Annotated in this window: 19 protein-coding genes and 1 pseudogene; 15 read left to right on the forward strand and 5 right to left on the reverse strand. The window is 62.1% G+C overall.

All coding sequences use genetic code 11. From position 1 onward, the window contains the following. Positions 1 to 30: 30 nt before the first annotated feature. The 8 genes from RLCC275e_RS23965 to RLCC275e_RS24000 all read left to right on the forward strand — a co-directional run bounded on the left by RLCC275e_RS23965 (position 31) and on the right by RLCC275e_RS24000 (position 10,672). Entirely contained in the window at positions 31 to 948 is a 918-nt protein-coding gene (locus RLCC275e_RS23965) for an ABC transporter permease (protein ID WP_033183208.1), read from the forward strand. Beyond that, on the forward strand, positions 948 to 1,751 hold the full coding sequence (locus RLCC275e_RS23970; RefSeq protein ID WP_033183207.1) for an ABC transporter permease: 804 nt from the start codon (positions 948 to 950) through the stop codon (positions 1,749 to 1,751). Before RLCC275e_RS23965 ends, RLCC275e_RS23970 begins: the two co-directional genes overlap by 1 nt. A 47-nt stretch (positions 1,752 to 1,798) precedes the next feature. Then, on the forward strand, positions 1,799 to 2,902 hold the full coding sequence (locus RLCC275e_RS23975; RefSeq protein WP_033183206.1) for an ABC transporter substrate-binding protein: 1,104 nt from the start codon (positions 1,799 to 1,801) through the stop codon (positions 2,900 to 2,902). 67 nt (positions 2,903 to 2,969) lie between these two features. Further along, positions 2,970 to 4,034: an ABC transporter ATP-binding protein gene (locus RLCC275e_RS23980; RefSeq protein WP_033183205.1), complete on the forward strand. Its 1,065-nt coding sequence runs from the start codon at positions 2,970 to 2,972 to the stop codon at positions 4,032 to 4,034. An 84-nt stretch (positions 4,035 to 4,118) separates the two neighbouring features. Then, complete coding sequence (locus RLCC275e_RS23985) at positions 4,119 to 5,660, forward strand: hydantoinase/oxoprolinase N-terminal domain-containing protein (protein WP_033183204.1); 1,542 nt, start codon at positions 4,119 to 4,121, stop codon at positions 5,658 to 5,660. 7 nt (positions 5,661 to 5,667) lie between these two features. Continuing rightward, positions 5,668 to 6,756 (forward strand): S-methyl thiohydantoin desulfurase family protein, encoded by a 1,089-nt coding sequence (locus tag RLCC275e_RS23990; RefSeq protein ID WP_033183203.1) that lies wholly within the window; start codon positions 5,668 to 5,670, stop codon positions 6,754 to 6,756. 4 nt (positions 6,757 to 6,760) lie between these two features. After that, complete coding sequence (locus RLCC275e_RS23995; RefSeq protein ID WP_028742496.1) at positions 6,761 to 7,849, forward strand: S-methyl thiohydantoin desulfurase family protein; 1,089 nt, start codon at positions 6,761 to 6,763, stop codon at positions 7,847 to 7,849. A gap of 72 nt (positions 7,850 to 7,921) precedes the next feature. Beyond that, a complete protein-coding gene (locus tag RLCC275e_RS24000; protein ID WP_033183202.1) occupies positions 7,922 to 10,672 on the forward strand; it encodes a helix-turn-helix transcriptional regulator in 2,751 nt (916 codons plus the stop codon). Between the two features lie 144 nt (positions 10,673 to 10,816). On the opposite strand, the gene RLCC275e_RS24005 is transcribed toward RLCC275e_RS24000, so the two are convergent. Then, positions 10,817 to 12,046 (reverse strand): flavin monoamine oxidase family protein, encoded by a 1,230-nt coding sequence (locus RLCC275e_RS24005; RefSeq protein WP_033183201.1) that lies wholly within the window; start codon positions 12,044 to 12,046, stop codon positions 10,817 to 10,819. 100 nt (positions 12,047 to 12,146) lie between these two features. Here RLCC275e_RS24005 and RLCC275e_RS24010 point away from each other — a divergent pair, with 100 nt between their 5' ends. After that, the gene (locus RLCC275e_RS24010; RefSeq protein WP_033183200.1) at positions 12,147 to 13,688 is read left to right on the forward strand and encodes a cation:proton antiporter; all 1,542 of its coding nucleotides are present in this window, start codon (positions 12,147 to 12,149) and stop codon (positions 13,686 to 13,688) included. A gap of 90 nt (positions 13,689 to 13,778) precedes the next feature. On the opposite strand, the gene RLCC275e_RS24015 is transcribed toward RLCC275e_RS24010, so the two are convergent. Next, the gene (locus RLCC275e_RS24015; protein WP_033183199.1) at positions 13,779 to 14,837 is read right to left on the reverse strand and encodes a LacI family DNA-binding transcriptional regulator; all 1,059 of its coding nucleotides are present in this window, start codon (positions 14,835 to 14,837) and stop codon (positions 13,779 to 13,781) included. A gap of 245 nt (positions 14,838 to 15,082) precedes the next feature. Here RLCC275e_RS24015 and RLCC275e_RS24020 point away from each other — a divergent pair. The 6 genes and pseudogenes from RLCC275e_RS24020 to fba all read left to right on the forward strand — a co-directional run bounded on the left by RLCC275e_RS24020 (position 15,083) and on the right by fba (position 21,941). Further along, positions 15,083 to 16,067 (forward strand): annotated as a pseudogene (locus RLCC275e_RS24020) (autoinducer 2 ABC transporter substrate-binding protein). 126 nt (positions 16,068 to 16,193) lie between these two features. After that, complete coding sequence (locus RLCC275e_RS24025) at positions 16,194 to 17,708, forward strand: sugar ABC transporter ATP-binding protein (protein WP_033183198.1); 1,515 nt, start codon at positions 16,194 to 16,196, stop codon at positions 17,706 to 17,708. Beyond that, entirely contained in the window at positions 17,701 to 18,729 is a 1,029-nt protein-coding gene (locus RLCC275e_RS24030; protein WP_033183197.1) for an ABC transporter permease, read from the forward strand. Before RLCC275e_RS24025 ends, RLCC275e_RS24030 begins: the two co-directional genes overlap by 8 nt. Further along, positions 18,729 to 19,715 carry an ABC transporter permease gene (locus tag RLCC275e_RS24035; protein WP_033183196.1) on the forward strand — a complete coding sequence of 329 codons (987 nt, stop codon included), beginning with the start codon at positions 18,729 to 18,731 and terminating at the stop codon, positions 19,713 to 19,715. Before RLCC275e_RS24030 ends, RLCC275e_RS24035 begins: the two co-directional genes overlap by 1 nt. An 11-nt stretch (positions 19,716 to 19,726) precedes the next feature. Then, complete coding sequence (locus RLCC275e_RS24040; RefSeq protein WP_033183195.1) at positions 19,727 to 20,575, forward strand: sugar phosphate isomerase/epimerase family protein; 849 nt, start codon at positions 19,727 to 19,729, stop codon at positions 20,573 to 20,575. A 301-nt stretch (positions 20,576 to 20,876) separates the two neighbouring features. After that, the gene (fba, locus tag RLCC275e_RS24045) at positions 20,877 to 21,941 is read left to right on the forward strand and encodes a class II fructose-bisphosphate aldolase (protein WP_033183491.1); all 1,065 of its coding nucleotides are present in this window, start codon (positions 20,877 to 20,879) and stop codon (positions 21,939 to 21,941) included. A gap of 7 nt (positions 21,942 to 21,948) precedes the next feature. Here the strand turns inward: fba and RLCC275e_RS24050 are convergent, their stop codons facing one another. Genes RLCC275e_RS24050 through RLCC275e_RS24060 form a run of 3 tightly spaced genes read right to left on the reverse strand, consistent with a single transcriptional unit; the run spans position 21,949 to position 26,143 of the window. Beyond that, on the reverse strand, positions 21,949 to 23,697 hold the full coding sequence (locus RLCC275e_RS24050) for a glycerol-3-phosphate dehydrogenase/oxidase (RefSeq protein ID WP_033183194.1): 1,749 nt from the start codon (positions 23,695 to 23,697) through the stop codon (positions 21,949 to 21,951). 37 nt (positions 23,698 to 23,734) lie between these two features. Beyond that, a complete protein-coding gene (locus RLCC275e_RS24055) occupies positions 23,735 to 25,264 on the reverse strand; it encodes an FGGY-family carbohydrate kinase (RefSeq protein ID WP_033183193.1) in 1,530 nt (509 codons plus the stop codon). Between the two features lie 36 nt (positions 25,265 to 25,300). Further along, positions 25,301 to 26,143 (reverse strand): DeoR/GlpR family DNA-binding transcription regulator, encoded by an 843-nt coding sequence (locus RLCC275e_RS24060; protein WP_033183192.1) that lies wholly within the window; start codon positions 26,141 to 26,143, stop codon positions 25,301 to 25,303. Positions 26,144 to 26,207: the final 64 nt, after the last annotated feature.

Consider the following 26,207-nt stretch of genomic DNA (forward strand, 5'->3'; position numbering starts at 1 on the left):
AACGCTGGACGTTCCATTGAGAGGACAGAGATGGCGATTGCGCAAACGGGCACCATGACACAAACGGAAAAGCGGAAAGGATCGACCGCCGCCTTTCAGGATTTCCGCCTGTGGTGGCTGGTCATCCCGGCGTTCCTTGTCTTCCTCGTCTTCTTCGTGATCCCGACCGCATCACTGTTCGGGCTCGCCTTCAACAAGTCCGTCGCCGGCGTCATCGCCCTCAACAGCCAGATCACCTTCGACAATTTCGTCCGCATCTTCACACGGGCGAGCTATTATGAATCGATCCTGCGCTCGATCTGGATTTCCGCCATCGTTGGCGCCGCCTGCCTGTTCTTCGGCTATCCCCTCGCCTACGTCATCGCAAAGACGGTGAAGCCGAGCCGCGCCACGCTGTTGATGATCCTCGTGCTGTCCTCGATGCAGCTCGACATGGTCATCCGGATGTACGGGCTGATGGTGCTGCTCGGCGATAACGGCCTCATCAACGGATTTCTCTTGAGGGTCGGGGCGATAACGACGCCGCTGCCGCTGATGTACAATGTCTTCGGCGTCATCGTCGGGCTGGTGCAGATCACCCTGCCCTTCATGGTGCTGTCGCTGATCGGCATCATCAAAGCCATCCATCCCTCACTGGAGGAGGCGGCGCGCAGCCTCGGCGCCTCGCGCTGGCATGCCTTCGTCACCATCGTGCTGCCGCTCTCCATGCCCGGCATCCTCGCCGGCACGCTTCTGGTCTTTGCGCTTTCGATCAGCTCCTACGTCGTGCCCGCTTTGATGGGCGGCTGGAAGGTGATGGTGCTGCCTATCCATATCTACCAGCAGATCGCCGAGGTTGGGCGCTGGCAGTTCGGCGCCGCCATCGCCGTCGTGCTCTTCGTGACGAGCATCGCAGCGGTTGCGATCTATCACCAGGCCGCGGTCAGAACCTCGGGAGGGCGTACCTGATGCGTGAAGAATCCGCCATCCCCATTGCCTTCAAGGGCATTTCGCTGCTGTCGCTGGCGATCCTCCTGGTGCCGGTCTTCATCGTGGTGCTCGCCGGCCTGAACTCGGGTGACTACCTGACCTTTCCGCCGGAGGGTCTGTCGCTACGCTGGATACAGGCGTTCCTGACCTCACCGGTGTTCCTCTCGGCCTATGGTGTCAGTTTCATGATCGCATTGGTCTCGACGCTGATCTCGACCGTGATCGGCACGATGGCGGCGATCTATCTGACACGCTCCCAGAGCCGTACCTCCAGCATCCTGCGCGGCTTCTTCATGCTGCCGATCGTGCTGCCCGGCGTGGTACTCGGCCTTGCCCTCTATGTCTTCTACGTGACCACCGGCATCGGCCTTGCGCGCACCATGCCGGGGCTGATCATCGGCCACGTGATCGTCACCTGCCCCTTCGTCATCGCGACGGTGACGGCGGCGCTGGTCGGCTTCGACCGCTCGCTGGAAGAGGCCGCCCGCAGCCTTGGCGCGTCGCCCTTCACCGCCTTCCGGCTGGTGACGCTGAAGATCATCGGACCGGCGATCTCGGCGGGCACGATCTTCGCCTTCATCGTTTCGTTCGGCCAGTTCGAAGTCACGCTGTTCCTGTCGACGCCGAACCTGCAGACGCTGCCGATCGCGATGTATGTTTCCATGCGCTACCAGTTCGAGCCGACGGCTGCCGCCGCGGGCATCTTCGCCATCGCGCTCGTCATTCTCTCCACCGTCCTAACCTCAAGACTGGTCAACCTGAAACGCACCTTCGGGGGATGAATACCGCTACGCCTTCACATCAATGATAGAGCAAAAAGGGGAACTTCATGACTGAGAAAACGACAGGGCATACCCGCCGCACGATCCTGAAGATGGGCGTCGCTGCCACAACACTGCCCCTGTTCAACATCAATCACGCCTGGTCGCAGGATGTCGCCTTCGACGGCAAGGTCTTTGATGCCGGCGGCGCGGTGCTGCGCGTCGGCGAATGGGGTGGCCCCTGGGGTGAGCTGGTCAACAAATATCTGCTGACTGACTTTCAGAAGGAGTTCAACTGCAAGATCGAGTATGACTCGACCTGGCCCTGGTTCCCGAAATTCGTCGCCGGCGGCGCCGAGAAGCCGCCGCTCGACATCACCAACTGGAACCTGCCGGAGATGTTCAAGACGGCAAAGGCCGGCGATTTCTTCTTGAAACTCGACGAACTGCTGCCGAACGTACCGAACGCCAAGAACCTGTGGCCCTTCGCCACCGCCAACGGCGTCGGCGTCACCTGGGCCTTCAACCAGTATGGTTATGCCTATCGCACCGATCTGGTTTCGCCGCCGCCCTCGTCGTTCAAGGATCTCTGGAAGCCGGAATTCGCCGGCAAGCGCGGCACCTACATCACCTCGAACACGCTGCAGATGGACTTCTTCCTCGTCGCCTGCGGTATTTTCGGCAAGGATCAGTACGATCTTGACGCCGGCTACGAAGCGATGAAGGCACTGATGCCGGCCAAGATCTCCGATTTCACCGGCAACATGCAGACGCTGATGGACCGCGGCGAAGTAATAGTCGCCGTGCTCGACGATGCCGAGCCGATGCAGGCCCGCGACAAGGGCGCCCCCTTCGCCTTCTGGTATTGGACCGAACAGCAGCCGATCCTGACGCAGACCTATACGATCAGCCGCTACGCCGAACCGATGCAGAAGAAGCTCGCCTTCGCTCTTCTCGACCGCGCCCTCGATCCGACCTTCATCGGCAATATGGGCAAAGAATTCTACCTGCGCCCGACGGTCAGCAACGCGGTCCTGCCCGACAACCTCGCCAAGGCCGGCGTCGTCAACAGCGCCGACGCCATCAAGGGTTTCTGGGTGCCGGACTGGAATTCCTACCTCGAAAACGAAGACGACATCGTCGAAACGGTCAACGGCATTTTCGCCAGCTGATACAGCGGCAGCGGACGGCTTCCACGCCACCCGCTGCTCATCTTCATAACAGGAGAGCCTTCGCCGCATGTCCGATATCCATCTGAAAAAGCTCGCCAAATCCTACGGCGACAGCGTCGCGGTCGCCGGCATCGACCTGCACATCGCCGAAGGAGAGTTCTTTTCTCTTCTCGGCCCATCCGGATGCGGAAAATCGACGACGCTCCGGATGATCGCTGGTTTCGTGCCGCCGAGCGGCGGCGAGATTCTCATCGGCCGCGACGACGTGACGAGATTGCCGCCGGAGAAACGCGACATCGGCATCGTGTTCCAGAACTATGCGATCTTCCCGCACATGAACGTTGCCGACAACATCGCCTTCGGCCTGAAGCTTCGGAAGCTGCCGAAGGAGGAGATCCGCAAGCGTGTCACCGCCGCGCTGCGCCAGGTCGGGCTTTCGGGATATGAAGAGCGTTTCCAGCGTCAGCTGTCGGGCGGCGAGCAGCAACGCGTCGCCCTTGCCCGCGTGCTGGTGACGGAGCCCCGCATCCTCCTCCTCGACGAGCCGCTGTCGGCGCTCGACAAAAGCCTCAGGGAGGAAATGAAATACTGGATCAAGGATCTGCAAAAGAAGCTCGGCATCACCACCGTCTATGTGACCCACGACCAGGACGAGGCCTTGACGATGTCCGACCGCATCGGCGTCATGCAGAAGGCGCACATCGTTCAGGTCGGAACGCCCGAGGAAATCTACGAGCGACCGAAGACGCTGTTCGTCACCACCTTCATCGGTCATTCGAACGTGATCGATGTCACGGTCGACGCCAATGACGGGCAAGGCATGACGGTGCTGCTGGAGGGAGCCGTGCTACCGACGCGCGGTCCTGAAGGCCTTGCCGCCGGACAGGCGGCAAAGCTGGTGGTTCGCCCCGAGAACGTCATCATCGGTCCGGACAGCTCATCCGGCGTCAGCCTTCCCGCAACCGTTCTCAGCGAGACGTACCAGGGTGCGCTGGTACGCTACCGGCTGGCAGTCGGCTCGCAGGAGATCGTCGCCGAGCGCCAGAACCAGTCCCGCACCGAACGATTTTCCCCAGGCGCTGCAGTCACGGTCGGGTGGGACCCCGACCGATCCGAGGCGCTTGTCGCCTGAAGCAACACGGAAACAACGATCATCGCCAGCACCGGAGCCATCCGCTCCGGTGCCACGGCCAGGCATATTCTCACGGAGGTCATGATGCGTATTGGAATAGATGTAGGCGGCACGAATACCGATGCTGCCCTGATGGACGGCCCGCTGGTGCTCGGCGCTTGCAAGAGCCCGACCACCAGCGATGTCGGTTCCGGTATTGTCGCCGTGCTGAAGCAAGTGCTGTCGATGACCGGCGTTTCGGTTGCGGAAATCCAAGCGGTGATGATCGGCACGACGCATTTCACTAATGCCGTCGTCGAGCGCAAGCGGCTGCTCGAAGTCGCGGCTATCAGGCTTGGCCTGCCGGCGACCAAGGCACTGCCGCCGATGACCGACTGGCCGAAGGATCTGGCCGACACGCTCGGCCGCCACACTTTCATGGTGCGCGGCGGCAACGAATTCGACGGCCGCAAGATCGCGCCGCTCGATGAGCCCGAAATCCTGCGCATCGCGGGTGAAATCCGCAGCCGCGGCCTCACGGCGGCCTCGATCACCTCGGTATTCTCGCCGGTCACACCCGACATGGAACTGCGGGCTGCCGAGATTCTCGGTAACGAGATCCCCGGTCTGTCGATATCGCTCAGCCACGAAGTCGGCCGGGTCGGTTTCCTCGAACGCGAAAACGCCTCGGTGATGAATGCATCGCTCGCCGACCTGTCGCGCAAGGTCGTCAACTCCTTCCGCAACGCGCTGAAGGAGCTTGCGATCAATGCACCCTTCTATATCAGCCAGAACGACGGCACACTGATGGTGCCTGATTACGTCGAGCGTTATCCGGTGCTGACGTTCGCCTCCGGCCCGACCAATTCGATGCGCGGCGCGGCGATGCTTGCCGGCGAGAAGGAGGCGATGGTCGTCGATATCGGCGGGACCACGTCGGATGTCGGCATGCTGATGCAGGGCTTCCCGCGCGAATCCGCCGTCGCCGTCGATATTGGCGGGGTCAGAACCAATTTCCGCATGCCCGACGTGCTCGCCATCGGTCTCGGCGGCGGCTCGATCGTGCGCGACGACGGCGCCCGCATCGGCCCGGATTCGGTCGGCTACGAAATCACCTCGCGCGCCCTGATCTTCGGCGGCGATACCCTGACCACGACAGACATCATCGTCGCGGCCGGCCTGGAGGATATCGGCGACCGTTCGCGTGTCGCTCATATCCCGGCAAGGACGATCGAGACGGCGCTCGATACCATCCACCGCATGGCCGACGAGGCCGTCGACCGGATGAAGACGAGCGCCGAACCCCTGCCTGTCATTCTGGTTGGTGGTGGCTCGATCCTGATCTCGCGCGACCTGCCCTCCGCGTCGCGCGTCATCCGTCCTGAGAACGCCTCCGTTGCCAATGCGATCGGCGCTGCGATCGCGCAGGTCGGCGGCGAGGTCGACCGCATCTTCTCGCTCGAAGGTACCTCCCGCGACATCGTGCTCGGCGGCGCCAAGAGGGAGGCCGAGGAGCGCGCAGTCAAGGCGGGTGCAGAGGCCGGAACGGTCAAGATCATGGATATCGAGGAGGTGCCGCTCGCCTATCTGCCGGGCAGTGCGACGCGCATCCGCGTCAAAGCCATCGGCGATCTCGTGATCGGATGAGGACCCTATGAAGCTCAACAGTCAACAACTCTGCGACCTCGCCGTCGGCGCGGCATTTCTCGGGACCGGCGGCGGCGGCGATCCCTATGTCGGCCGGCTGATGGTCCAGCAATGCCTCGACGAAGGGCTCGAGGTGAACATCATCGACCCCAAGGAACTGGCCGACGATATGCTGGTCATTCCAACTGCGATGATGGGGGCGCCGACCGTGCTGGTCGAGAAGATACCGAGCGGCGAGGAGGCGATGTTTTCGCTACAGCGGCTCGAACGCCATCTCGGTCGCAAGGCGCAGGCGACCATGCCGATCGAGATCGGCGGCATCAACTCGACGATCCCGCTCGTCGTCGGCGCCCGCCTCGGCCTGCCGATCGTCGATGGAGACGGCATGGGACGCGCCTTTCCCTTTCTCGAAATGGAAACCTTCGGCGTCTACGGCGTATCCGGCAGCCCGATGGCCGTCAGCGACGAATATGGCGATTGTGCCGTCATCGAAGCGGTCGATAACCGCCAGATGGAATGGCTTTCGCGCGCCGTCGCCATCCGCATGGGTGGCTGCGCCTATATCGCCGAATATGCGATGTCGGGCGCCGACGTCAAACGCACCGCCATCCCGAACACGCTGAGTCTTGCCATCCGCATCGGCGAAGTCCTGCGCAAGGCGAAGTCCTCGCACGAGAACCCGATCGAGGCGCTGCTCGGCTTTCTGCCTTCGACGCTCTATCGCTACGGGCGCATCATCTTCGGCGGCAAGATCACCGATGTCATGCGCGCGACCAAGGCAGGATTTTCGATCGGCCGCGTCACGATCGGCGGGCTGCCGCCCTTCGGCTCGACGATGGAGATCGAGATCCAGAACGAGAACCTGATCGCCCGCGTCGACGGCAAGGTGAAGGCGATCGTGCCCGATCTCATCTGCATCATGAACACGGAAACGGCCGAACCCATCACCAGCGAAAACCTGCGCTACGGACAGCGCGTCACCGTGCTTGCCGTTTCCGTTCCCGAAATCATGCGGACACCGGAGGCGCTCGATGTCTTCGGCCCTGCCTGCTTCGGGCTGAAGGAACCCTTCATTTCCATCGAAGAGATCGGCTGAACACATGGCAATCATCACCAACGAGGATATCGACGATCTGGCGGTCGGCGCGGCCCTTCTCGGCACCGGCGGCGGCGGCGATCCCTATATCGGCAAACTCATGGCGAAAGCGGCGATCGAACGCCACGGTCCTGTCGATCTTCTGCCGCTCGACGATGTGCCTGATGGCATCGAGGTCGCCGCCTGCGGCGCGATGGGGGCGCCAACGATCCTGATCGAGAAGATGCCGAGCGGCGAAGAGATCGGGCTTGCGCTCAGGGCTTACGAGAAGCGTGTCGGCAAGGCGATGGGGGCGATCATCCCCTTCGAGGCCGGCGGCATCAACTCAATGGTGCCGATCATGCTGGCGGCGGAATGCCGGCTCCCGGTTATCGACGCGGACGGCATGGGCCGTGCCTTTCCGCAGCTCGAAATGGAGACCTTCAACGTCTACGGCGTGCCTGCCGCACCCGTGACCGTCGCCGACGAGCAGGGCAACGTCGTCATCATCGAGACGGAAAGTGCGGCCAAGGCGGAATGGCTCGCTCGCGGCGTGACGATCCGCATGGGCGGCCAGTCCTACATTGTCAATTACGGCATGGATGGCCGCACGACCCGTCGCGTATCCGTTCCCGGAACGATGTCGCTTGCCATCGGCATCGGGCGTACCATCCGGCTGGCGCTTGCCGCGCATCGCGATCCGCTCGCCGACCTGATCGAATTCTTCTCCGGAACGCATTACGAGACCGCGCGCCTTCTGGCCTCGGGAAAGGTGGTCGACGTCTCGCGGCGCGAGCAGAACGGCTGGTCGGTCGGCGTCGTGACGATCGAACCTTTCGACACAAGCCGCAGGCCGGTGCGCATCCAGATCCAGAACGAGAATCTGGTAGCTGAGGAAGACGGCAGGGTGCTGGCGATCGTGCCGGATCTCATCTGCATCCTCGAAGCCGATACTGCCGAACCGATAACCACCGAACGCCTGCGTTATGGCCAGCGGGTCAACGTGCTTGGCGTCAAAGTGCCGCCGATCATGCGCACACCGGAGGCATTGGACGTCTTCGGGCCCGCCGCCTTCGGCCTGACGCAGAATTACGCACCGCTCGAAGCCGGTTAGATCTGGGCTGGCACGGGATATGCTTCTTAAAGCTCGCTAGTTAGGATGGTCGAATGAGCGAGGCGTTTTTGGATGCATCACAGTCGTTCCGAAGGCAAAACTGCAAGTCGCCCCGGCGGCGGCGAACTGAAGACGCTAGGTTCCCGTTTTCGCCCGCCGCGCATGCTGTTCACGGCCATCGATCGTCCCTTTCCCCTTTCGAAGATCCGTGACGGTCTGGCGCGCCAGATCGTCGTCGTCCATGCACCGTCTGGCTTCGGCAAGACGGCGCTGCTCAAGGCAGGATATGAGGCTGTCACTTCCGGCTCCGAGTATTTTCAGTCGTTGTTCGATGGTGGCGTCGGGCATTGCGGCTGGATCACGCTGGACCCCTCGCATGGCCGGCCTGCCGAACTGCTAGCCGATCTTTGCCTGGCGCTCGGCATCCGCGCCCCACAGCCTCCCGCCTCCCTGCGGGAGCTGTTCGACATCGTCGCCGACGGGGAAAGCGGCGCAATCCTGTTTATCGACGAGCTCGATATCGCTTCCTCACCCGACGTGCAGGCTTTCCTCGACGGATTTTTCTTAGGTGCCCCCGACAATCTGAGGATCGTCTGCGCATCGCAGCAGAAACTGCCGCTGCCGCTCGCTCGCCTCAGGGTGCGCGGCCTTGTCACGGAGATCAACGCCGTCGACCTCGCCTTCAGCCGCAACGAGATCCGCAGCTTGTTTCCACGCAACATCAACACCGGTGACGTCGCAAACTTCGTACGCGCTACCCGTGGATGGCCGGCCTTGACGCAGATCGCGCTCGGCGTGATGGAGAGCGGCGGTACAGACGAGCGCGACAGGCTGCTGGCCGGCGAACATGCCGATCTTTTCCGCCATATCGACGAAGCGATCCTGCGTCCGCTGTCGCCGGCGCTTCGCCGAACGCTATGCGTCACGTCGATCCTGGAGGAATTCCCGCTGGAGCTGGCAAGCCATCTTTCCGGCACCGATCTGCAGGCAGATGACCTTCGACTGCTCGAGGATATGAGCCCGCTGATCGAAAAGAGCCAGACCGGTGCGGCTTGGTACAGGCTTCATCCGATCGTGCGGAAGTGCCTGACGACCGAGCTTGCCGGTGATCCCCAGACCGACGAGGCAAGGCTGCACTCCATCGCGGCGATCTGGTTTGCCGAGCGCGCGTTCCTGGAAAGGGCCGTTTCGCATGCGGCGCGTGCCGGCAACTTTTCGCTCGCCGCACAGACGATCCGGCAGGCCGGCGGCGTCAATCTCTTCATCCGGGCCGGCCACACAGTGCTCGAACATCTGATCGACGACCTGCCCGCCGGCGTCATCCACGAATCTCCGAGCCTGTCACTGTGTTATGTGCTGGTCCTCGCGAAGAAGGGGCACATCAAGGCGGCTCGCGAGCGGATGGAAGCAATCAAGCAAGGCCGGGCCTTGCATGGTGATGAGTTCCTGACGATCGAGGCATCGACGCTCGATCACATCGACGGGCTGGTCGATATCTATGAGGATCTTCATCTCGACGATGCGCAGATCTTGCATCTCGAACGAATGGCGTCAGGCTTCTCGCCGCAATCGACCTGGGAGCTCGGCTGGATCTACAACCATCTGTGCATCGCTTATACCAGGCGCGGCAATCTCGACCTCGCCCGGCTGAGTGCCTTGAAGGCATTGGCCTACTATCGCGAGGAAAAGACGGCCTATGCCCAGATCTTCATGCTGATCCATCTGGGGCTGGTCAATACGCTCGCCGGCAACTTCTCGGCGTCGCTGACTTTCTGCCGGGAGGCGCAGGACCTGATCCAAAGCGCGCAGTGGACCGACGTCAATCTCGAAGCGATCTGCCGCGTGGCGACGGCGGATGTTCTCTACCTCCAGGGCGAGATAGCGCTGGTGGAAAGGAGCCTTGGGGAAGCCGTCAATGCCGTGGTCCAGGGCGAGGGCTGGGTCGATATCTATTCCCGGATGTTTTCGCTGCTGGCCCGCAGCCGGCTGCGGCTGAGCGGTCTCGATACGGCAATGGCAGCGATCGACAAGGCAGAAGAGGTCGCCGTCGAACGCGCGCTGCCGCGCCTGAAGATTGCGGCCGACATCATGCGCGTCGATATCTTCTCGAAGACCGGCCTGATTGAATCGGCGGTGCTTCTCGCCGAGCGGTTGGTTTCATCGTTGCGCGATCCCGAACTCGGGCGCTTCTGGACGTGGCGCGAGGAAAGCGATTTCCTCGTTGCACAAGCGCGCCTTCTCAAAGCCCAGGGACGACCGGGCGAAGGGCTCGCCAATCTGGAGATCGTGATGGCGCGAAGCCGCGCGAACGGCAGCGGTTATCACCTGCTGGCGGCGGAAATCCTGGCAACGGTTGCCGCCTGGAACGACGGCCGGCATGCCCAGGCGCTCGAATATTTCCAGCTGGCGATCGCGCGTGCCCGCTCGCACGAGGTGACCCAGCTTTTCCAGGACGAGGGACTCGAATTCTCCACGGTCGTTCGGGCGATCGTGCGGCGTTTCGGCCTGAAGGTCTTCAGTGCCGATGCCGTCGACTTCATCGGTCGCATAATTGGCCAGGGTGAAAAAAGCGCCTTCGGCAAACCCGCCGATAACGGCCGCCGGATCAAGGGTCCTCTTGCCGGCGGCAAAAATCTTCTCAGCCAACGCGAGCAACAGGTCCTGCTCTGCCTGCACGAAGGTAAGAGCAACAAAGAAATCGCCCGCGCGCTCGGGCTTTCCGAGCCTACGGTGAAATTCCACCTTAAGAATGTGTTTTCTAAACTGGGGGTCAGTCGCCGGGCAATGGCCCTGGCAGTTTCGGCTAAATTGAACCTTAGATAGCGACGGAATGCCGACACTGTCAGCAGAAACGATCTATAGTTCCACATGAACAATCCGAACCGGGCAATCATGAAATTCTGCCAGCTGGTGATGGTCGGCCAGTGGTATCGCTGCGTTGAGGGTCACGAGATGCACCCTGCTATATCATGAGGGTGTTAGAACAGCGGCAGCCTGATCGGCGGCCCGCAACCCGCTTTCCCATGCGCCATGCGCGGTCGAAAAGTCGGACTGGTGCGTCGCCTCGCCGGCGAAAAACAGTCGGTCGCCGACCGGACGGGCCAGGACTGCACGTGCGTCCGCATGGCCGGGCAGCGCATGGCTGTAGGAGCCGCCTATCCAATCGGTACGACACCAGGAAGAGGCCGCCAGGGGCCGCAGGTGGCGGCGGATGTTGCTGCCGAGCAGTGATGACAGCTGGTCGAGTGCGAAGGCAAATGCCTCCAGCAAACCCGCGCGTTCGATGACGACAGCGCCGTTTCCGCCAAAGAAGCCTTCGATGACCGGCCGGCTGAGCGGCCGGATGTAATAGCTGCCGGTCTCGGCATTTTGCGGGTCGCCGAGCAGATGGGTTTCCGGCTCTAGACCATGATTGCCATGGAGCTCCAAAAACAGCTTGTCTGCGAGGCCGAGCGGCAGCTGACTTGCGGCATGGAGGTGATCGTCGGCCTCCGGGTCGAAGATAATGGCTCCGCGGGCCAGAACGGTGGTCGATGCGGTGATGATCGCGGCACCTGATGTGACAGGACCGCGGTCGGTCTCCAGTCGGACGCCGTTTGCGGTCATTGCCACGCGTCGAACGGGCGTCGAAAGGCGCAAGGCCACGTTCGGAACCGATGCTCCGATCAGACTTCCATAACCTTCGTGCACCCGCCAATTGGCGTCGGTCGCCGCATTGTCATAGGCAAGAAAGTCAGCGATCGACAATCGATCGAGCGGTACGCCGTTCAGATATCCGCTCAAGGACTGGCAGTAGGCGTTCCATTTGCCGCCGGGCTCCAGCGCGTCTGACGCCCTGTCGCTGGCGGGGGGGCTGGCCCGCATCCGCTTCTTAAGTGCGTTCCAAGCCGCCGCCGCCGCCGCGCGCTCATCCTGCGTGAAGCCGAGATCGCGCCACTGCCTTTGCCACGCCGTCGGCCCGCGCTCGATATGGAACCCGGCCCCACGGCCAATGGCGACGAGAGGATTGCGCTCGGCAGAGTGCAGCCAGCCGCAACCCATATCCAGCGGCATTCCGGCCAGTTCGATTGTCCAGGCCCGTCCACCCACGCGGTTGCTGGCCTCCAGGATGATGACCGAGCGCCCGGCATCGGCCAGGCTTTTTGCCGCTGCAATCCCGGCTGCGCCAGCGCCGACAATCGCAACCTCGTAGTCCATCGTCGCCCTCCGCGGCTGCGTCAGCAGCTTGATACGACACAAGCTTTACATCGGGGCTGCACCCGCTTCAATGTGCCCGAAAGCCTGCTAGTATGCTCAAATGACGTTCTTCGAGACACTTGTCGCATTGCTGGCGGTTGCCATCCTGTTGCTGCAGGTGACCCGTCGCACGCGCCTGCCCTACCCCGGCATCCTGGCTGCCGCTGGCGTCGCCGTGGCGATGCTGCCCGGCGCGCCCGCGATCCCGATCGATCCACCGACGGCGCTCGCCTTGTTCATCGCGCCCGTCCTTGTCGACTCGGCCTATGACTTCCCGGTGGGTGCGGCGCGGCGCATGCTGCTGCCGCTGTTCTTCTATGCCGTCGTCGCCGTTCTCGTCACGACAGGCGTGGTCGTGTCGATCAGCATGCTGACTGTCGGGCTTCCAATTGCGGTTGCGGTCACGCTGGGCGCAATCGTTGCGCCGCCCGATGCCGCGGCCGCCACGGCGGTCCTTTCCAATTTGCCCGTCGCCCGCCGTGTGGATGCCCTGCTCAAGGGAGAAAGCCTGTTCAACGATGCGACCGCACTGCTGCTTTTCGGGGCCGCGCTCACTGTCCAGGCGCGGGGTGGGCTGGATGCCGGGACGGCACTTCAGGTGGGGTTCGCCGCACCCGGAGGAATCCTGTTCGGTATCGCCTTCGGCTTTGTCGTCTCGCGGCTTCGACCGATAACCGAAAACACGGTCGGCGGAACCCTGCTTCAATTCGTCTACGCCTTTTCGACCTGGCTGATCGCCGAGCATCTCCACTTGTCGGCTGTCCTTGCCACCGTGGCGAGCGCAATGACCATCGCTACTCTTTCTTCGGTCGAGGATTCGCCACGGATGCGGGTGCATTCCTTCGCGGTCTGGACGACGGTCGTCTTCCTGTTGAACGTGGTGGCTTTCCTGCTGATGGGGCTGCAGGCGCGCCGCATCCTTGAGGGGATGTCGGCTGAAGAGCTTCAGCGGGCGATGGGATTTGCCGCCATCGTGGTGGTCGGCGTCATCCTGGCGCGTATGGCGATGGCGTTCCTGCTTCACGCCGTCGTCGCGTCTCGCCACCGAAGCGGCCATGAATTGGCGCCTTTCACATCCGGGGAAACCTTGCTGGTAGGTTGGGCCGGTATGCGCGGCCTCGTTACGCTGGCGACGGCCTTCGCACTCCCCGCCGACTTTCCCGAGCGAGACCTGGTCGTGCTCACGGCCTTCACGGTGGTGCTCGCGACCCTGGTCATTCAAGGGGCGACCTTGGCGCCGATGATCCATTTCCTGAAACTCGGTCGGCAGGCAGAAGTCCAGGATGAACTCAAGGCGGCCCGAAAATCGCTCGCCGAAGCGGCCTTTCAGCGGCTCGAGAAGGAAGGCGGCACTGAGGCCGAAGCGATCCGGACGATCTGCAAGGATCATTGGACCGCATCAACCGATGCAAACGAGACCTCGCCGCTCGATCGCCGCCGTCACCTGACGATCGCCGCCGTTCTTGCCCAGCGCCAGCGGCTGGAGGAATTGCGCGACACAGACCAGATCGGCGCGACGCAATATCTCGAGCTGCAGGAAGACCTGGACTGGAAGCAGCTTTCCGTCGGCTCCGATGAAGATCGCCGCATCACAGAAAGCTAGATCCGAAAAGGCAGTTGTCGATACCAACGCGATCGGCATGAAAGAGTCTGTTGCTCCGTCAGCCCAGCTTTTCCAACGAGGCGAGACGCATTACTCGATATCTTTCAGCGCATCGAGTGGGCCGGTCAGCGCCGTGCGCGGTGGGACGAGGGTCGGCCGCACCAGATGCGTGATTGGCGGTCCGCGGTCCGCATCGAGGATCGCAAACCCCTTGGTGATCATCGCCTCGCTGTCCTGCCGGATCATGAAGACGGGGAAAGGCAGGAAGGAGCCGAAGGGATCGTAATCGTAACAGCCGACGATGATGTCGGCGAAGGTCTCATGCGGGTGCAGCGCGAGGAAGCGCATCAGCCCTTCGAGATTGATCGAGGAATTGACGAAGAATGCGCGCGGCAGCTTTCCGTGGCCTTCGTAGAAGGTTTCGAAGGCGCGCGCCGTCATGGCAGGGGAATAGCCGGTCGGCTGGATGCAGACGTCCGGATCCGCGCCCAGCAATGCGCGCTTTACGTCGCGGAAACCGCGAATTCGCTCATGGCTGGCATGATCGTTGCGGCCGCCGAAGAGGTACAGATCGTCAGGCGAAAGTGGTCCATCCTTCTGCGCGCGCTCGATGATCGCCTGTGTCAGCATGCGCGCACCTTCATAATTGTCGCTGATGATCGACGGCGCCAGCGTGCCGGGCAGATCGATGTTGACGTGTTTCAGCCCTGCCTTTTCGCAGACCTTGTGAACGCCGTCCGGATCGGTTGCGCCAGCGATGAAAAGTTCGTCGATCGAATAGGAGATCAGTGTCTCGACGACCTGGCGCTCCTCCTCCGGGTCGCGACAGGCGCTGACGACGAGGGGGCACTGGCCGCGGCTTCTGACCTGCGCCTCGAAAGACTGCGCCATGGAGGAGAAATAACGGTTGTCGTGCACCGGCAGCAGAAGACCGACGAGGCCGGAGCGGGACGAACGCAGGCCGCGGGCCTGCAGATTTGCCGTATAGCCGTGCTCGTTTGCCAGCTTCTGAATCAGCTGCGCCGTCGCCTCCTTGATACGCCGTTTCCGCCAGCTTCCGTTCAGCACGGCGCTCACGGTGGAAGGCGACGCACCCGATAGGATCGAGAGATCGTAGATCGTCGCCTTCTTCTTGCTGATGTCGGTCATATATCGCCTTTCCGTTGTCGCTTCCCTTAGAAACAAACCCCTCTTGACGAAAGCCCCACCTTGATCGATAGTCATTGCACCATCGATTGTGCAAAAAAGAAAGATCGATTGTGCAAAAGATGGTTCGCCGGAGGAGGCGGGACGGGAGGCAAGGGTATTCCCTCGCCAAGAAGCAACCAGGAACAACCTGCCGCAAACCGGCCGGTGGTCGTCGTTCGTATGAGCGACCTTGAGGAGGAGTGAAGATGAGGAGACTTATCGTAGCGGCATTTGCCGCATCGCTGTCGCTTGCCGGGGCGGTGGTCGCGTTTGCAGAGGACGCACCGAAGGTCGGCGTTGTCGTCAAGATCGGCGGCATTCCATGGTTCAATGCGATGGAAGCTGGCATCAAGGAACAGGGCCAGAAACTGGGCGTCGATGCCTTCATGATCGGCCCGACCAGTGCCGACCCGGCGCTGCAGGTGCGCGCCATCGAAGATCTGATCGCCCAGGGCGTCAAGGTCATCGGCGTGGTGCCCAACGATGCCAAGGTGCTCGAGCCCGTGCTCACCAAGGCGCAGGCCGCCGGCATCAAGGTCATTACGCATGAAATCACCCTCGCAGAAGGGCGCCGACTGGAATTTCGAACTCGCATCGGCCACCGGCTTCGGTGAAGCGCATGGCAAGCTACTCGCCGAGAAAATGGGCGGCAAAGGCGAATATGCCGTCTTCGTCGGTTCGCTGACCGTGCCGCTCCACAATGCCTGGGCGGACGCCGCAATCGCCTATATCAAGGCAAACTACCCAGACATGAAACTCGTCGGCGAGCGCTACGGCGTGGCGGAAGACGTCGACAAGAGCCGCTCGACGGCGCTCGATCTCATCGCTGCGCATCCGGATCTGACCGGCTTCCTCGCCTTCGGCAGCCAGGGTCCGATCGGCGCCGGGCGCGCTATCGAGGAACGCCGCAAGACGGGCAAGATCTTCGTGCTCGGCCCGTTCTCGCCAGGCCAAGGCCAGAAGCTGATCAAATCAGGTGCAATATCGGGCGGCTTCATGTGGAATCCGAAACAGGCCGGCGAAGTCTTCGTCACGCTCGCCGATCGCCTGATCAAGGGCGAGAGCGTCAAGGAAGGTGATGACATTCCGGGTCTCGGCGTGATCAAGCCTGTTGGTAACGACATCATCGTCGATCAACTGCTGCCGATCAACAAGGATACGGTCGACGACCTGGCAGCAATGGGCCTCTGAAGAGGCCCCCTCCCCGGGTGTCGGGCCGGTCGACATGGACCGGCCCGACGTTCGGGAAAAAGAGCGGTATCCGGCCATGGCTGGACCATTGACCTTTCATGGCATTCGACTGGACAGGCAACCGGCATGAGCATGGCATCGGATGATGGTGTGAAGGCCCAGCCGCTTCTTACGCTTCGCGGCATCAACATGACATTCGGCGGTGTGAAGGCGCTGAAAAATGTCTCCTTCGAAGTCTTGCCTGGCGAGGTGCATTGCTTGGCCGGCGAGAATGGTTCCGGCAAGAGCACCCTTATCAAGGTGATATCAGGTGTCTATCGGCCCGCAGACGGCGCCGAGATCGTCTTCGACGGCGAGACGATATCCCACATGACGCCAAGCATGGCCCAGTCCCGCGGCATCCAGATCATCTGGCAGGACCTCGCGCTCTTTCCGGAGATGAGCGTGGCTGAGAATATCGCCTTCCAGACCCTTTCCGGTTCGCGCCCGCGCTTCGTCAACTATGCCGCGATCCGCGGAATAGCCGAGGAGGCGCTCGCCCGACTTGGCGTCACACTCGACGTCGACAGACCCCTCAAGGACTTCGCCATCGCACAGCGCCAGATCGTCGCCATTGCCCGCGCGCTGGTCGGAGAGGCCCGCATCGTCTTCATGGACGAGCCGACCGCCTCGCTCACCCAGTCCGAGACCGATCATCTGTTGGCGATCGTGCGCACACTGTCGACCTCGGGCGTTGCCGTTGTCTTCGTCAGCCACCGCCTTGCCGAAGTGCTGGACATCTCCTCTCGCATTACGGTGCTGCGCGATGGCGCGCTGGTCGGGGTCTATCCGGTGGAGGGCATGACCCAGTCTAAGATCACCGAGCTGATGACCGGCCGCACCTTCGACCAGAACGTTCGCGCCCGCAACGTATCGCAGAACCCGGTCCTGCTCTCCGTCAGCAAGCTTTCCCGGCCTGGCGAGTTCGAGGACATTTCCTTCGATCTGCGCCGTGGGGAGACGCTCGGGATCACCGGCTTGCTCGGCGCAGGGCGCACCGAACTTGCGCTGACACTGTTCGGCATGCGCCGGCCCGGGGCCGGAACGATCGTGTTGGAGGGAAAGCCGATGCGCTTTGCCTCCAACCGCGAGGCGATCACATCAGGTGTCGCCTATCTCTCCGAAGACCGCCTTTCGCTTGGTCTCAACCAACCGCAATCCATCGCCGATAATCTGGTCATGGCCTCGCTCAACCGTATCCTGAGTGGCCGGCTCATTTCGCCGGAAAAGAAGCGCTCGCTCGTCGCGCGCTGGATCGCCGATCTCGGCATCAAGATTGGCAAGCAGGGCGATGCGATCTCGACGCTTTCGGGCGGCAACCAGCAGCGCGTCGCGATCGCCAAATGGCTCGCCACCGATCCAAGGGTCTTGATCCTCGATGCGCCCACCGTCGGCGTCGATGTCGGCGCGCGCGCCGGTATCTTCGAAATCGTTGCCCGCCTCGCTGAGGCGGGGCTTGCGATCATCCTCATCTCGGATGAGGTGCCGGAGGTCTATTTCAACGCCGATCGGATCATCCATATGGAAAAGGGCCGGATCGCCGGCTGGCACGATCCCCGCGCGACCACACTGAAGGACCTGGAGGCAGCGGTCTATGCGTAAGCTGTTCCTGGCCTATACGACTGAATTCGTGCTGTTTGCCGTCATCATCGCGATGAGTGTTGTCCTCGCTTTTACGACCGACCGTTTCTTCACGCTCGGCAACGCCTTTGACCTGCTCAATATCAGCGCGGTCAACATCATCTTTGCCGTCGGCCTGCTCGTGGTGCTGATATCAGGCGGGATCGACATCTCCTTCGCCGTCGCCGCCTCGATCGTGCAATATGTCACCGCACTTGCGCTCGAGCGGATCGGCGGGGGTGGATGGCTATCCGGCTTCCTGATTGCGGCCGGCATCGGCATCGTGCTCGGCATGATCAACGCCTTCCTGATCCATCGCTTCCGCATTATCTCGATCGTCGCGACGATCGCCACCTTCAACGTCTATTTCGGCCTGCTGATGTTCTTCACCAAGGGCGTGTCGATCTACAATCTGCCCGACTGGCTGACGAGCCGCGTCATTATCTACGAGCGCGAAATGGCCGATGGGAGCTGGGCTGAGATCACCTTGCCGGTCGTCGTCATGGCCGTCTGCACGCTCGCCACCTGGCTCTTCATTACCCGCACGACGACCGGTCGGCAGCTCTATGCCTTCGGCGACAATCCGGAAGGCGCGCGCCGCTTCGGGATCAATATCGGCGCCATGCAGTTCATCGCCTTCGGCTGGCTTGGATTGATGGCAGGCATCGCCGGTCTCATGCAGGCGCATTATGCGCAGGAGGTCGTGCCGAACGCACTTTATGGCCGCGAGCTCGATGTCCTGGCCGCAGTGGTGCTCGGCGGCGCGCGGCTGGGCGGCGGCAAGGGCTCCGTGCTCGGTTGCGTGCTGGGCGTGCTGCTCGTCTCGATCACCCAGAACGGACTCAACCTGATGGGCGTCTCGCCCTTCGCCTTCAAGATGATCGTCGGCGCGATCATCCTCGTTGCGATCACCTTGTCGAGCGCTCGCATCGGCAATCTGGTGCCGGTGTTTGCGACCCGCAAATCGACCGGTAACAGGCCCGCAGACAGGGTAGAGGGCTGATGAACGCGCTCGCCGCCCGCTTCAACGCCATCTTCGGGGCCGACATGGCCGGTCCCCTCGCCGCGCTGGCGGCGGTGCTTGTCGTCTTCGGTTTCGCCTCGCCGCATTTTCTGACAGGCGCGACCTTCGGATCGGTCGCCTTTCAGCTTCCAGAGCTTGGCGTCCTGACGCTTGCCATGCTGATGCCGATCCTCACCGGCGGCCTCAACCTTGCGATTACCTTCACCGCCAACATCGCCGGCCTGACGCTCGCCTGGACGCTGCAGGCCAATGGCGGCATCGATGCCGGCCCGGGCGCTTTCCTGCTCGGCTCGGCTCTGGCGCTCGCCGTCGGCGCGGCAAGCGGCCTGATCATGGGTCTCGTCATCGCCTTTACCCGCGCCCATCCGATCCTCGTTTCGCTGTCGATGATGATCTTCCTGCGCGGCCTCGGCGAGTTCCTGACGCGCGGCGGCGACATCTCGGGCTTCCCCACCTTCGTCGCTCCGATCGGCCACGGCAGCATCCTCGGCATCCCGGTACCTTTGTTGATCCTGATCGCCTGCGTGATCGCCAGCCACATCCTGCTCTCGCGCTCCAAGCTCGGCTTTTCCACCTACATGATCGGCTCCAATATCGAGTCTGCCCGCTATTCCGGCATCAACACCCGCAAGGTCCTGGTGCTGGTCTACATGCTCTCCGGCGTGGTGGCTGCGGTTGCCGGCATCATCATGCTTGCGCGCTTCAATTCGGTGCGCGTCGGCCACGGCGAGTCCTATCTGCTGATCACCGTGCTCGCCTGCTTCCTCGGCGGCATCAATCCATTCGGCGGCTTCGGCCGCGTCCTACCCGTCTTTGTGGCGCTCGTCGTGTTGCAGCTTCTCTCGTCGGGGCTCAACCTGCTCGGCGCCAACCAGCACCTCACCACTGCCGTCTGGGGCATCCTGCTCATCGTCGTGATGGTGCTGCGATGGTTCTCGGCCAAGTTCATCAGAATCGTGAAATAGGAGATACGACCATGGAAGGTTTCGGCGTTCACACCAGCATGTGGACCATGAACTGGGACCGCGCAGGCGCCGAGAAGGCGATTGCCGGAGCCGTGCACTACAAGATGGATTTCATCGAGATCGCGCTGCTGAATGCGCCTGCCGTCGATGCCAAACACACCCGCGACCTGCTTGAAAAGAACAAGCTGCGCGCCGTCTGCTCGCTCGGCCTGCCGGAACATGCCTGGGCCTCGGTCCGCCCGGATGCGGCAATCCAGCACCTGAAGGTTGCAATCGAAAAGACCGCAGAAATGAACGCCGAGGCCCTGTCCGGCGTCATCTTCGGCGGCATTGGCGAGCGCACCGGCGTGCCACCGACGCAGGGCGAATACGACAACATCGCCAAGGTGCTCGATGCCGCGGCAAAGCATGCGAAGAAGCATGGCATCCAACTCGGCGTCGAGGCCGTGAACCGCTACGAGAACCACCTGATCAACTCGGCGCAGCAGGCCGTCGACATGGTGGAGCGTGTCGGCGCGGACAATATCTTCGTTCACCTCGACACCTATCACATGAATATCGAGGAGAAGGGTGCGGCAAACGGCATCCTGATCGCCCGCGATCACCTGAAGTACATCCATCTTTCCGAAAGCGACCGCGGCACGCCGGGCTACGGCAACATCCCGTGGGATCCGATCTATGCCGCGCTTGCGGCAATCGGCTTCAAGGGCGGACTTGCGATGGAAAGCTTCATCAACATGCCGCCTGAGGTCGCCTATGGCCTAGCCGTCTGGCGCCCCGTTGCACGCGATATGGAAGAGGTCATGGACAAAGGCCTGCCGTTCCTGCGCAATAAGGCGGAACAATATGGTCTCATCTGACCCGGTGCCGGATATTCCAAGCGGCCGCACGGGTGTCTGTTGAAGAGTTCTCGCCATCACCGGCAAGGGGCATGACGCCTCATCTCTTCAGCATAGGCACTGAATTTCATTCGGCTCGTGCATGCGAAATGACTCTTGAGAAATATCATACTGTTTGTGATATTGTTATTGCCGCTTGTTACATTCCTCCTCCTATGCCATTTTGCCTATTAAAATAAGACGCTTGAACGGCTCACGCCCGGGCTCTAGTTTCGAAAAGATGGCGGCGTTTCGATCGACCATCGATATGGGGGAATCTTGGATGGCACGCATTACGCTGAGGCAACTGCTCGACCATGCTGCGGAGGAAGGTTACGGCGTTCCCGCTTTCAACATCAACAACATGGAGCAGGCGCTCGCCATCATGGAGGCCGCGGACGCATGTCAGGCGCCGGTTATCATGCAGGCGTCGCGCGGAGCCCGCGCCTATGCCCATGACATCATGCTGAAGCACATGATGGATGCCGTCGTTGAAATCTATCCGCATATTCCGGTCTGCGTGCATCTCGATCACGGCAACGATCCGTCCAACTGCATGACGGCGATCCAGGCGGGTTTTACCTCGGTGATGATGGATGGTTCACTGAAGGCGGATGCCAAGACGCCCGCCGACTGGGCGTATAATGTCGGCGTCACCAAGATGGTGACTGATATGGCGCATTTCGGTGGCATCTCGGTGGAAGGCGAACTCGGCGTTCTCGGTTCTCTCGAGACCGGCATGGGCGAGGCCGAGGACGGCCACGGCGCCGAGGGCAAGCTTTCGCATGACCAGCTGCTGACCGATCCGGACGAAGCGGTGAAGTTCGTGCGCGAAACCAAGGTCGACGCGCTCGCCATCGCGATGGGCACATCGCATGGCGCCTACAAGTTCACCCGCAAGCCGGACGGTTCGGTACTGGCGATGAACGTCATCGAAGAAATTCACCGTAAGCTCCCGAACACACATCTCGTCATGCATGGCTCGTCGTCGGTCCCGATCGAACTGCAGGAGATCATCAACAAGTATGGCGGGCAGATGAAACCGACATGGGGAGTGCCGGTCGAGGAAATCCAGCGCGGCATCAAGAACGGTGTTCGCAAGGTCAATATCGATACCGACGGCAGAATGGCGATGACCGGGCAGATCCGCCGCGTGCTGCAAGAGGACCCAAGCGAGTTCGATCCGCGCAAATATCTGAAGCCGGCGATGACGGCGCTGACCAAGCTCTGCAAGGAGCGCTTCGAACAGTTCGGCACTGCCGGCATGGCCGGCCGCATCAAGCCCCTTCCCGTTTCGGAAATGGCGAAGCGTTACAAGTCCGGTTCCCTCGATCCGGCTTTCTCCTGAAACTCGGTTAGCCCGACGCCGGGCGCGGTGTCTTTTCCGGCTCGGCGGCAACCTTGCCTGTCAGCGCTTGGCCGTGGAAGCGGCTCAGCTGGCTGACAACGTCCTGAATTTCGCTTGCCGTTCGTTCGCCGTCCCAATCGAGCGTTGCCCCGGCAACGCCGGCGATTTCCCGCAGGCCTGCCAGCGTCAACCGCCCCTCGATCGCAAGCGTCGTGCGGCGCATCACGATGTCCGACAGGTGGACGACGATTTCGTTCCGGACGATCCAGTCGATTTCCCGGAGACTGTAGCGCGGCGCACCCGTCAGGCGGTGCTCGTCGGTATAGCCTGAAGCAGAAGAAAGCAGGGTTGCGGCCGTCGTGCCGTAGCGGCGGAGCAGTTCGTCGGCACGCTCGGCGGCAACGCCGCTGCGTGACGCGGTATCCTTGATCCAGGCGCTACGTTGCTGGGCATCAGCCGGAAAGGCCTTACCGCCGCCGATCGCCAGATAGCGTGTCGACTGGCTGCGGCTGCACTGCAGCCGGGTGAGAACGGTGTCGGCGACCTCTTCCGCAAAGCCGCGGAACGTCGTCCACTTGCCTCCGACCAGCGAAATGATCGGAAACGGTCTGCTGCTCTCCGGCTCCTTTACCGGCGCAGAGTGATCGCGGCTGATCAGCCCCGGTGCGGCCGCATCCGATGCCGGTAGCGGGCGGATGCCGCTATAGCTGTAGACGATCTGATCGCGATCGAAGCGAAGCGTCGGCAGCAGCGAGCGCATGCTTTCGAGGAAATACTCCGTTTCCGGCTCCTCGCAGGAGACATTGTCCGGATCACCTGCCGGAATGTCGGTCGACCCGACCAGTGCCAACCCGAGATAGTCGTAGACCAGGCAGATGCGGCCGTCGTCGGCCTCGAAATAGATCATGTGGCCGTTGAGGCTTCGCACCAATTCGGGATGGTCAAGCAGGATATGGGAACCCTTCGTGCCGCCGATCAGGTGCGATGGAGCGCCGAGCAAAGTGTTGACCTGATCGATCCAGGGACCTGCCGCATTGACGACCAGCTTGGGAGCGACGCTGAACTCGCGACCATCGGGCTGCCGGAAGGTCAAGCGCCCTTCTGAAACGGCAGCCAGTGTCGCGAAATTTGTCGCGAGGCTCGTCGCATTCGCATCGAGACCATCACGCACGAGCTCATAGACGAGCCGCTCCGGCCTGCTGATCTTGGCATCGTAATAGATGCCGCCGGCGACGATGGTGGGGGTAATATGCGGCATTTCCCTGCGCGCCTGTTTCTTCAGGATCAACCGGTGGCGCGGCATGACCTGGTCGCGCGAACCGAAAAAGTCGTAGAGCCGAAGCCCGATCTTGATGAGAACCGCGCCACGGCTGCGTGGCGCCGTCTTCGACCCAAGGAGCGTCCGGATCGCTGCCCAGATGCCGCGCGTCCAGGAAAAGACCGGAATGAAGGTCGGCAGCGGCTCGACGCAATGCGGCGCGTTCTTGAGCAGGAGGTTGCGCTCAAGCGTCGACTGCGCAACCAGTCCGAACTCACCCGTTTCCAGATATTTCAGGCCGCCATGAATGAGCCGCGATGGTGCGGCGCTGGTGCCGGAGCCAAAGTCGGCCTTGTCGACGATCAGGCAGTTGACACCCTGTAGCGAGAGGTCGCGGAACAGGCCGGCACCGTTGATCCCCGCCCCGATGATCAAAACGTCGATATCGTTCTCGCCGAGGTTCGAGAAGCGCTGCTGCAAATCGGGGGTCATGCTCATCGTCCTAAATCGCCCGCCGCAGCAAGCATTTGTTTTTTCAGTTTGCCGATTGCTCCGGCGCAAGCGCGGCAATCCTAGGCCAAAGGGGGATCATCGCGTCGGCAATCTCGCGGAATACCTGGTAACGCTTTTCATAATCCGCGCTACGCGCCGCATCCGGCCGGCAAGTCTTCGCAATGGAGGCGGTGTCGCGTGGATCGCTCTGCGGATCGACAAAGATACCGGCGCCCGACCCGGCACAAAGCGCAGCGCCCCAGGCGGCCGCCTCATCCGTCTCGGTTACCGTGACCGGCATGCCAAGCACATCGGCAAACATCTGCACGACGGCAGGATTGCGCGAGACGCCACCGGCGAGCCGCGCCTGATCGAAGGCAAAGCCGTCGCGAAGCGCGTCGACATGGATGCGATGATTGAAAGCGATACCCTCTAGCACGGCGCGCAGCATGTCGCCGCGGTCGTGCCATCCACCGAGCCCGAAGAAGCCGGCGCTGGCTGCTGCGCCATAAGGCGAGCCGAACAGATAGGGATGGAAGAGCGCCGTCGAGGGGCGCTCGAAGGCGGCGTCGATCTCGGGCGCCAGCAGGGCGTGGATCGAGTTGCCTTGCACCTCGCCATTCGTTCGCTCGGCAGCGCAGAGCGTATCCAGAAACCAGTCGTAATTCGCTGTCGATGCGGGGGAGATCGACATGCTGTTCCAGATGCCGGGCGCAATCCCGTTGCGGCAGAACCAGCGCCGGTCGACACGCGGTTCCGACGAAAGCGTCTCGTTGATCGAATAGGTCCCGGCAATGACCGCGACAACGCCCTTGGCATAGCCCCCCGCCCCGAGCGCCGAGGCCGTGACGTCGTGCAGACCGGCAACGACAGGCGTTCCCTCGGCAAGGCCCGTCAGCTGCGCGGCTTCACGGGTCACGCGTCCGACGATCTGGTCGGAGCGCGAGGCCGGCGGCAGGGCGTGGACGAGATCCTGCAAGCCAAACAGCCGCAGGGCGTCCTCGCTGTAGTTCTGGGTTTTGACATTGGTGAAGGAGGTGCTCGCTTCGGTGCGGTCCGTACCGATGATCCCGGTCAGGCAGAACCGCAGCCAGTCCTTGCAGCTGAAGAAATGGCCGATGCGCTTGTAGCGCTCAGGCTCCATGTCGCGAATCCAGGCAAGTAATGCCGATGGCGCGGAGACGTGCGGGATCTGTCCCGTCAGTTCGATCGACCGGTCGGCGACCTCGTTTTTCGCCCACCGGTCGACGATCGCCGCTGCCCGGCTGTCCAGCGAGAGAATGGCCCGGCCGAGCGGCTTCCGGGTGTGATCGAGCAGGTAGATGCCGTCTCCATGCGCGGTAGCGGCAATGCCCTCTATGTCGCTTGCGGGGCGCCCGCTAAGGGAAATCGCTTCGCGGATGGCATCGGCCGTCGCGTTCCACAATTCATCCATGTCGCGCTCGATATGGCGGGCCTTCGGAATGAACTGCGTGACGCGGCGCCGAGCGGCTGCAAGCGGCGTGCCGTCGATATCGAAGATGACGGCCTTGGTGACTGTCAGACCACTATCGATCCCGAGCAGTGTCGGCATTCAGGTTTACCTCACGAGGGCAACGGGCCCGCGCCGTCAGGAGCGCCCTCCGGCGCCCTTGGCGATGACCACGTTGATATCTCTGGACCGCATGCGGTCGATATGCACCGGCTGGGTCTTTTCGTCGACGATGACGACGTCGAACTCATCCAGTGCTGCGAAACTGTGGAGTGCACGCCGTTCGAACTTGGTATGATCGGCAAGCAGGATGCGTTTTACGGAACAATCGAACATGGCGCGCTTGGTATCGACTGTCTCAGGGGACTGGTGCAGCACCGTGCCGTCGCTGATCGCAGACATCGAGATGAATGCGACATCGGCCCTGAGAGCCTTTATCTCGTTGATGGTCATGCGGCCCATGAAGGCATTGCACCAATTGTAATATTGGCCGCCGAGGGCGAGCAGCGTCACGTCGTGCAGGCCCGTTAGCGCATTCATCAGCGTCAGGGAATTGGTGATTGCGGTGACCGGCGCCTTCGAAGGCAGATGTGCCGCCATCTGAAGAACCGTGGTCGAGTCGTCGAAAAAGATTGCCTGCCCCGGTTCGACGAATTGCATTGCCGCCTCGGCGATCAGCTTCTTTTCGGCTGACTGACGGTTGGAGCGGTAGACGTCGCTGGATTCGATGAGATTGGTCGCCGCCGCAGTGACGATACCGCGCGTCTTCCTGAAGAGGCCGCGGCTGACGAGTTCATCGACATCGCGGTGAGCCGTCATCAGGCTGATCCCAAAGCGGTCCGTCAGGTCTTCAATCCGCATCGAGCCTTCACCCATCACGGCCTCTGCAATCATGCGGCGGCGCGCGATCTGGCGCGTCTGCCGGCTGTCGCTGGTGAGCTGGTCCAACAGATCGTCGTCCCGGCTGGTCTTCTGTGTCACGGGTCACCCCTGTCGCTGAATTATGGATCCCAGCTTCGTACAGTGATTGCCGCGCCAAGGCAAA

Source organism: Rhizobium brockwellii (assembly GCF_000769405.2).
GTDB classification, from domain to species: domain Bacteria; phylum Pseudomonadota; class Alphaproteobacteria; order Rhizobiales; family Rhizobiaceae; genus Rhizobium; species Rhizobium brockwellii.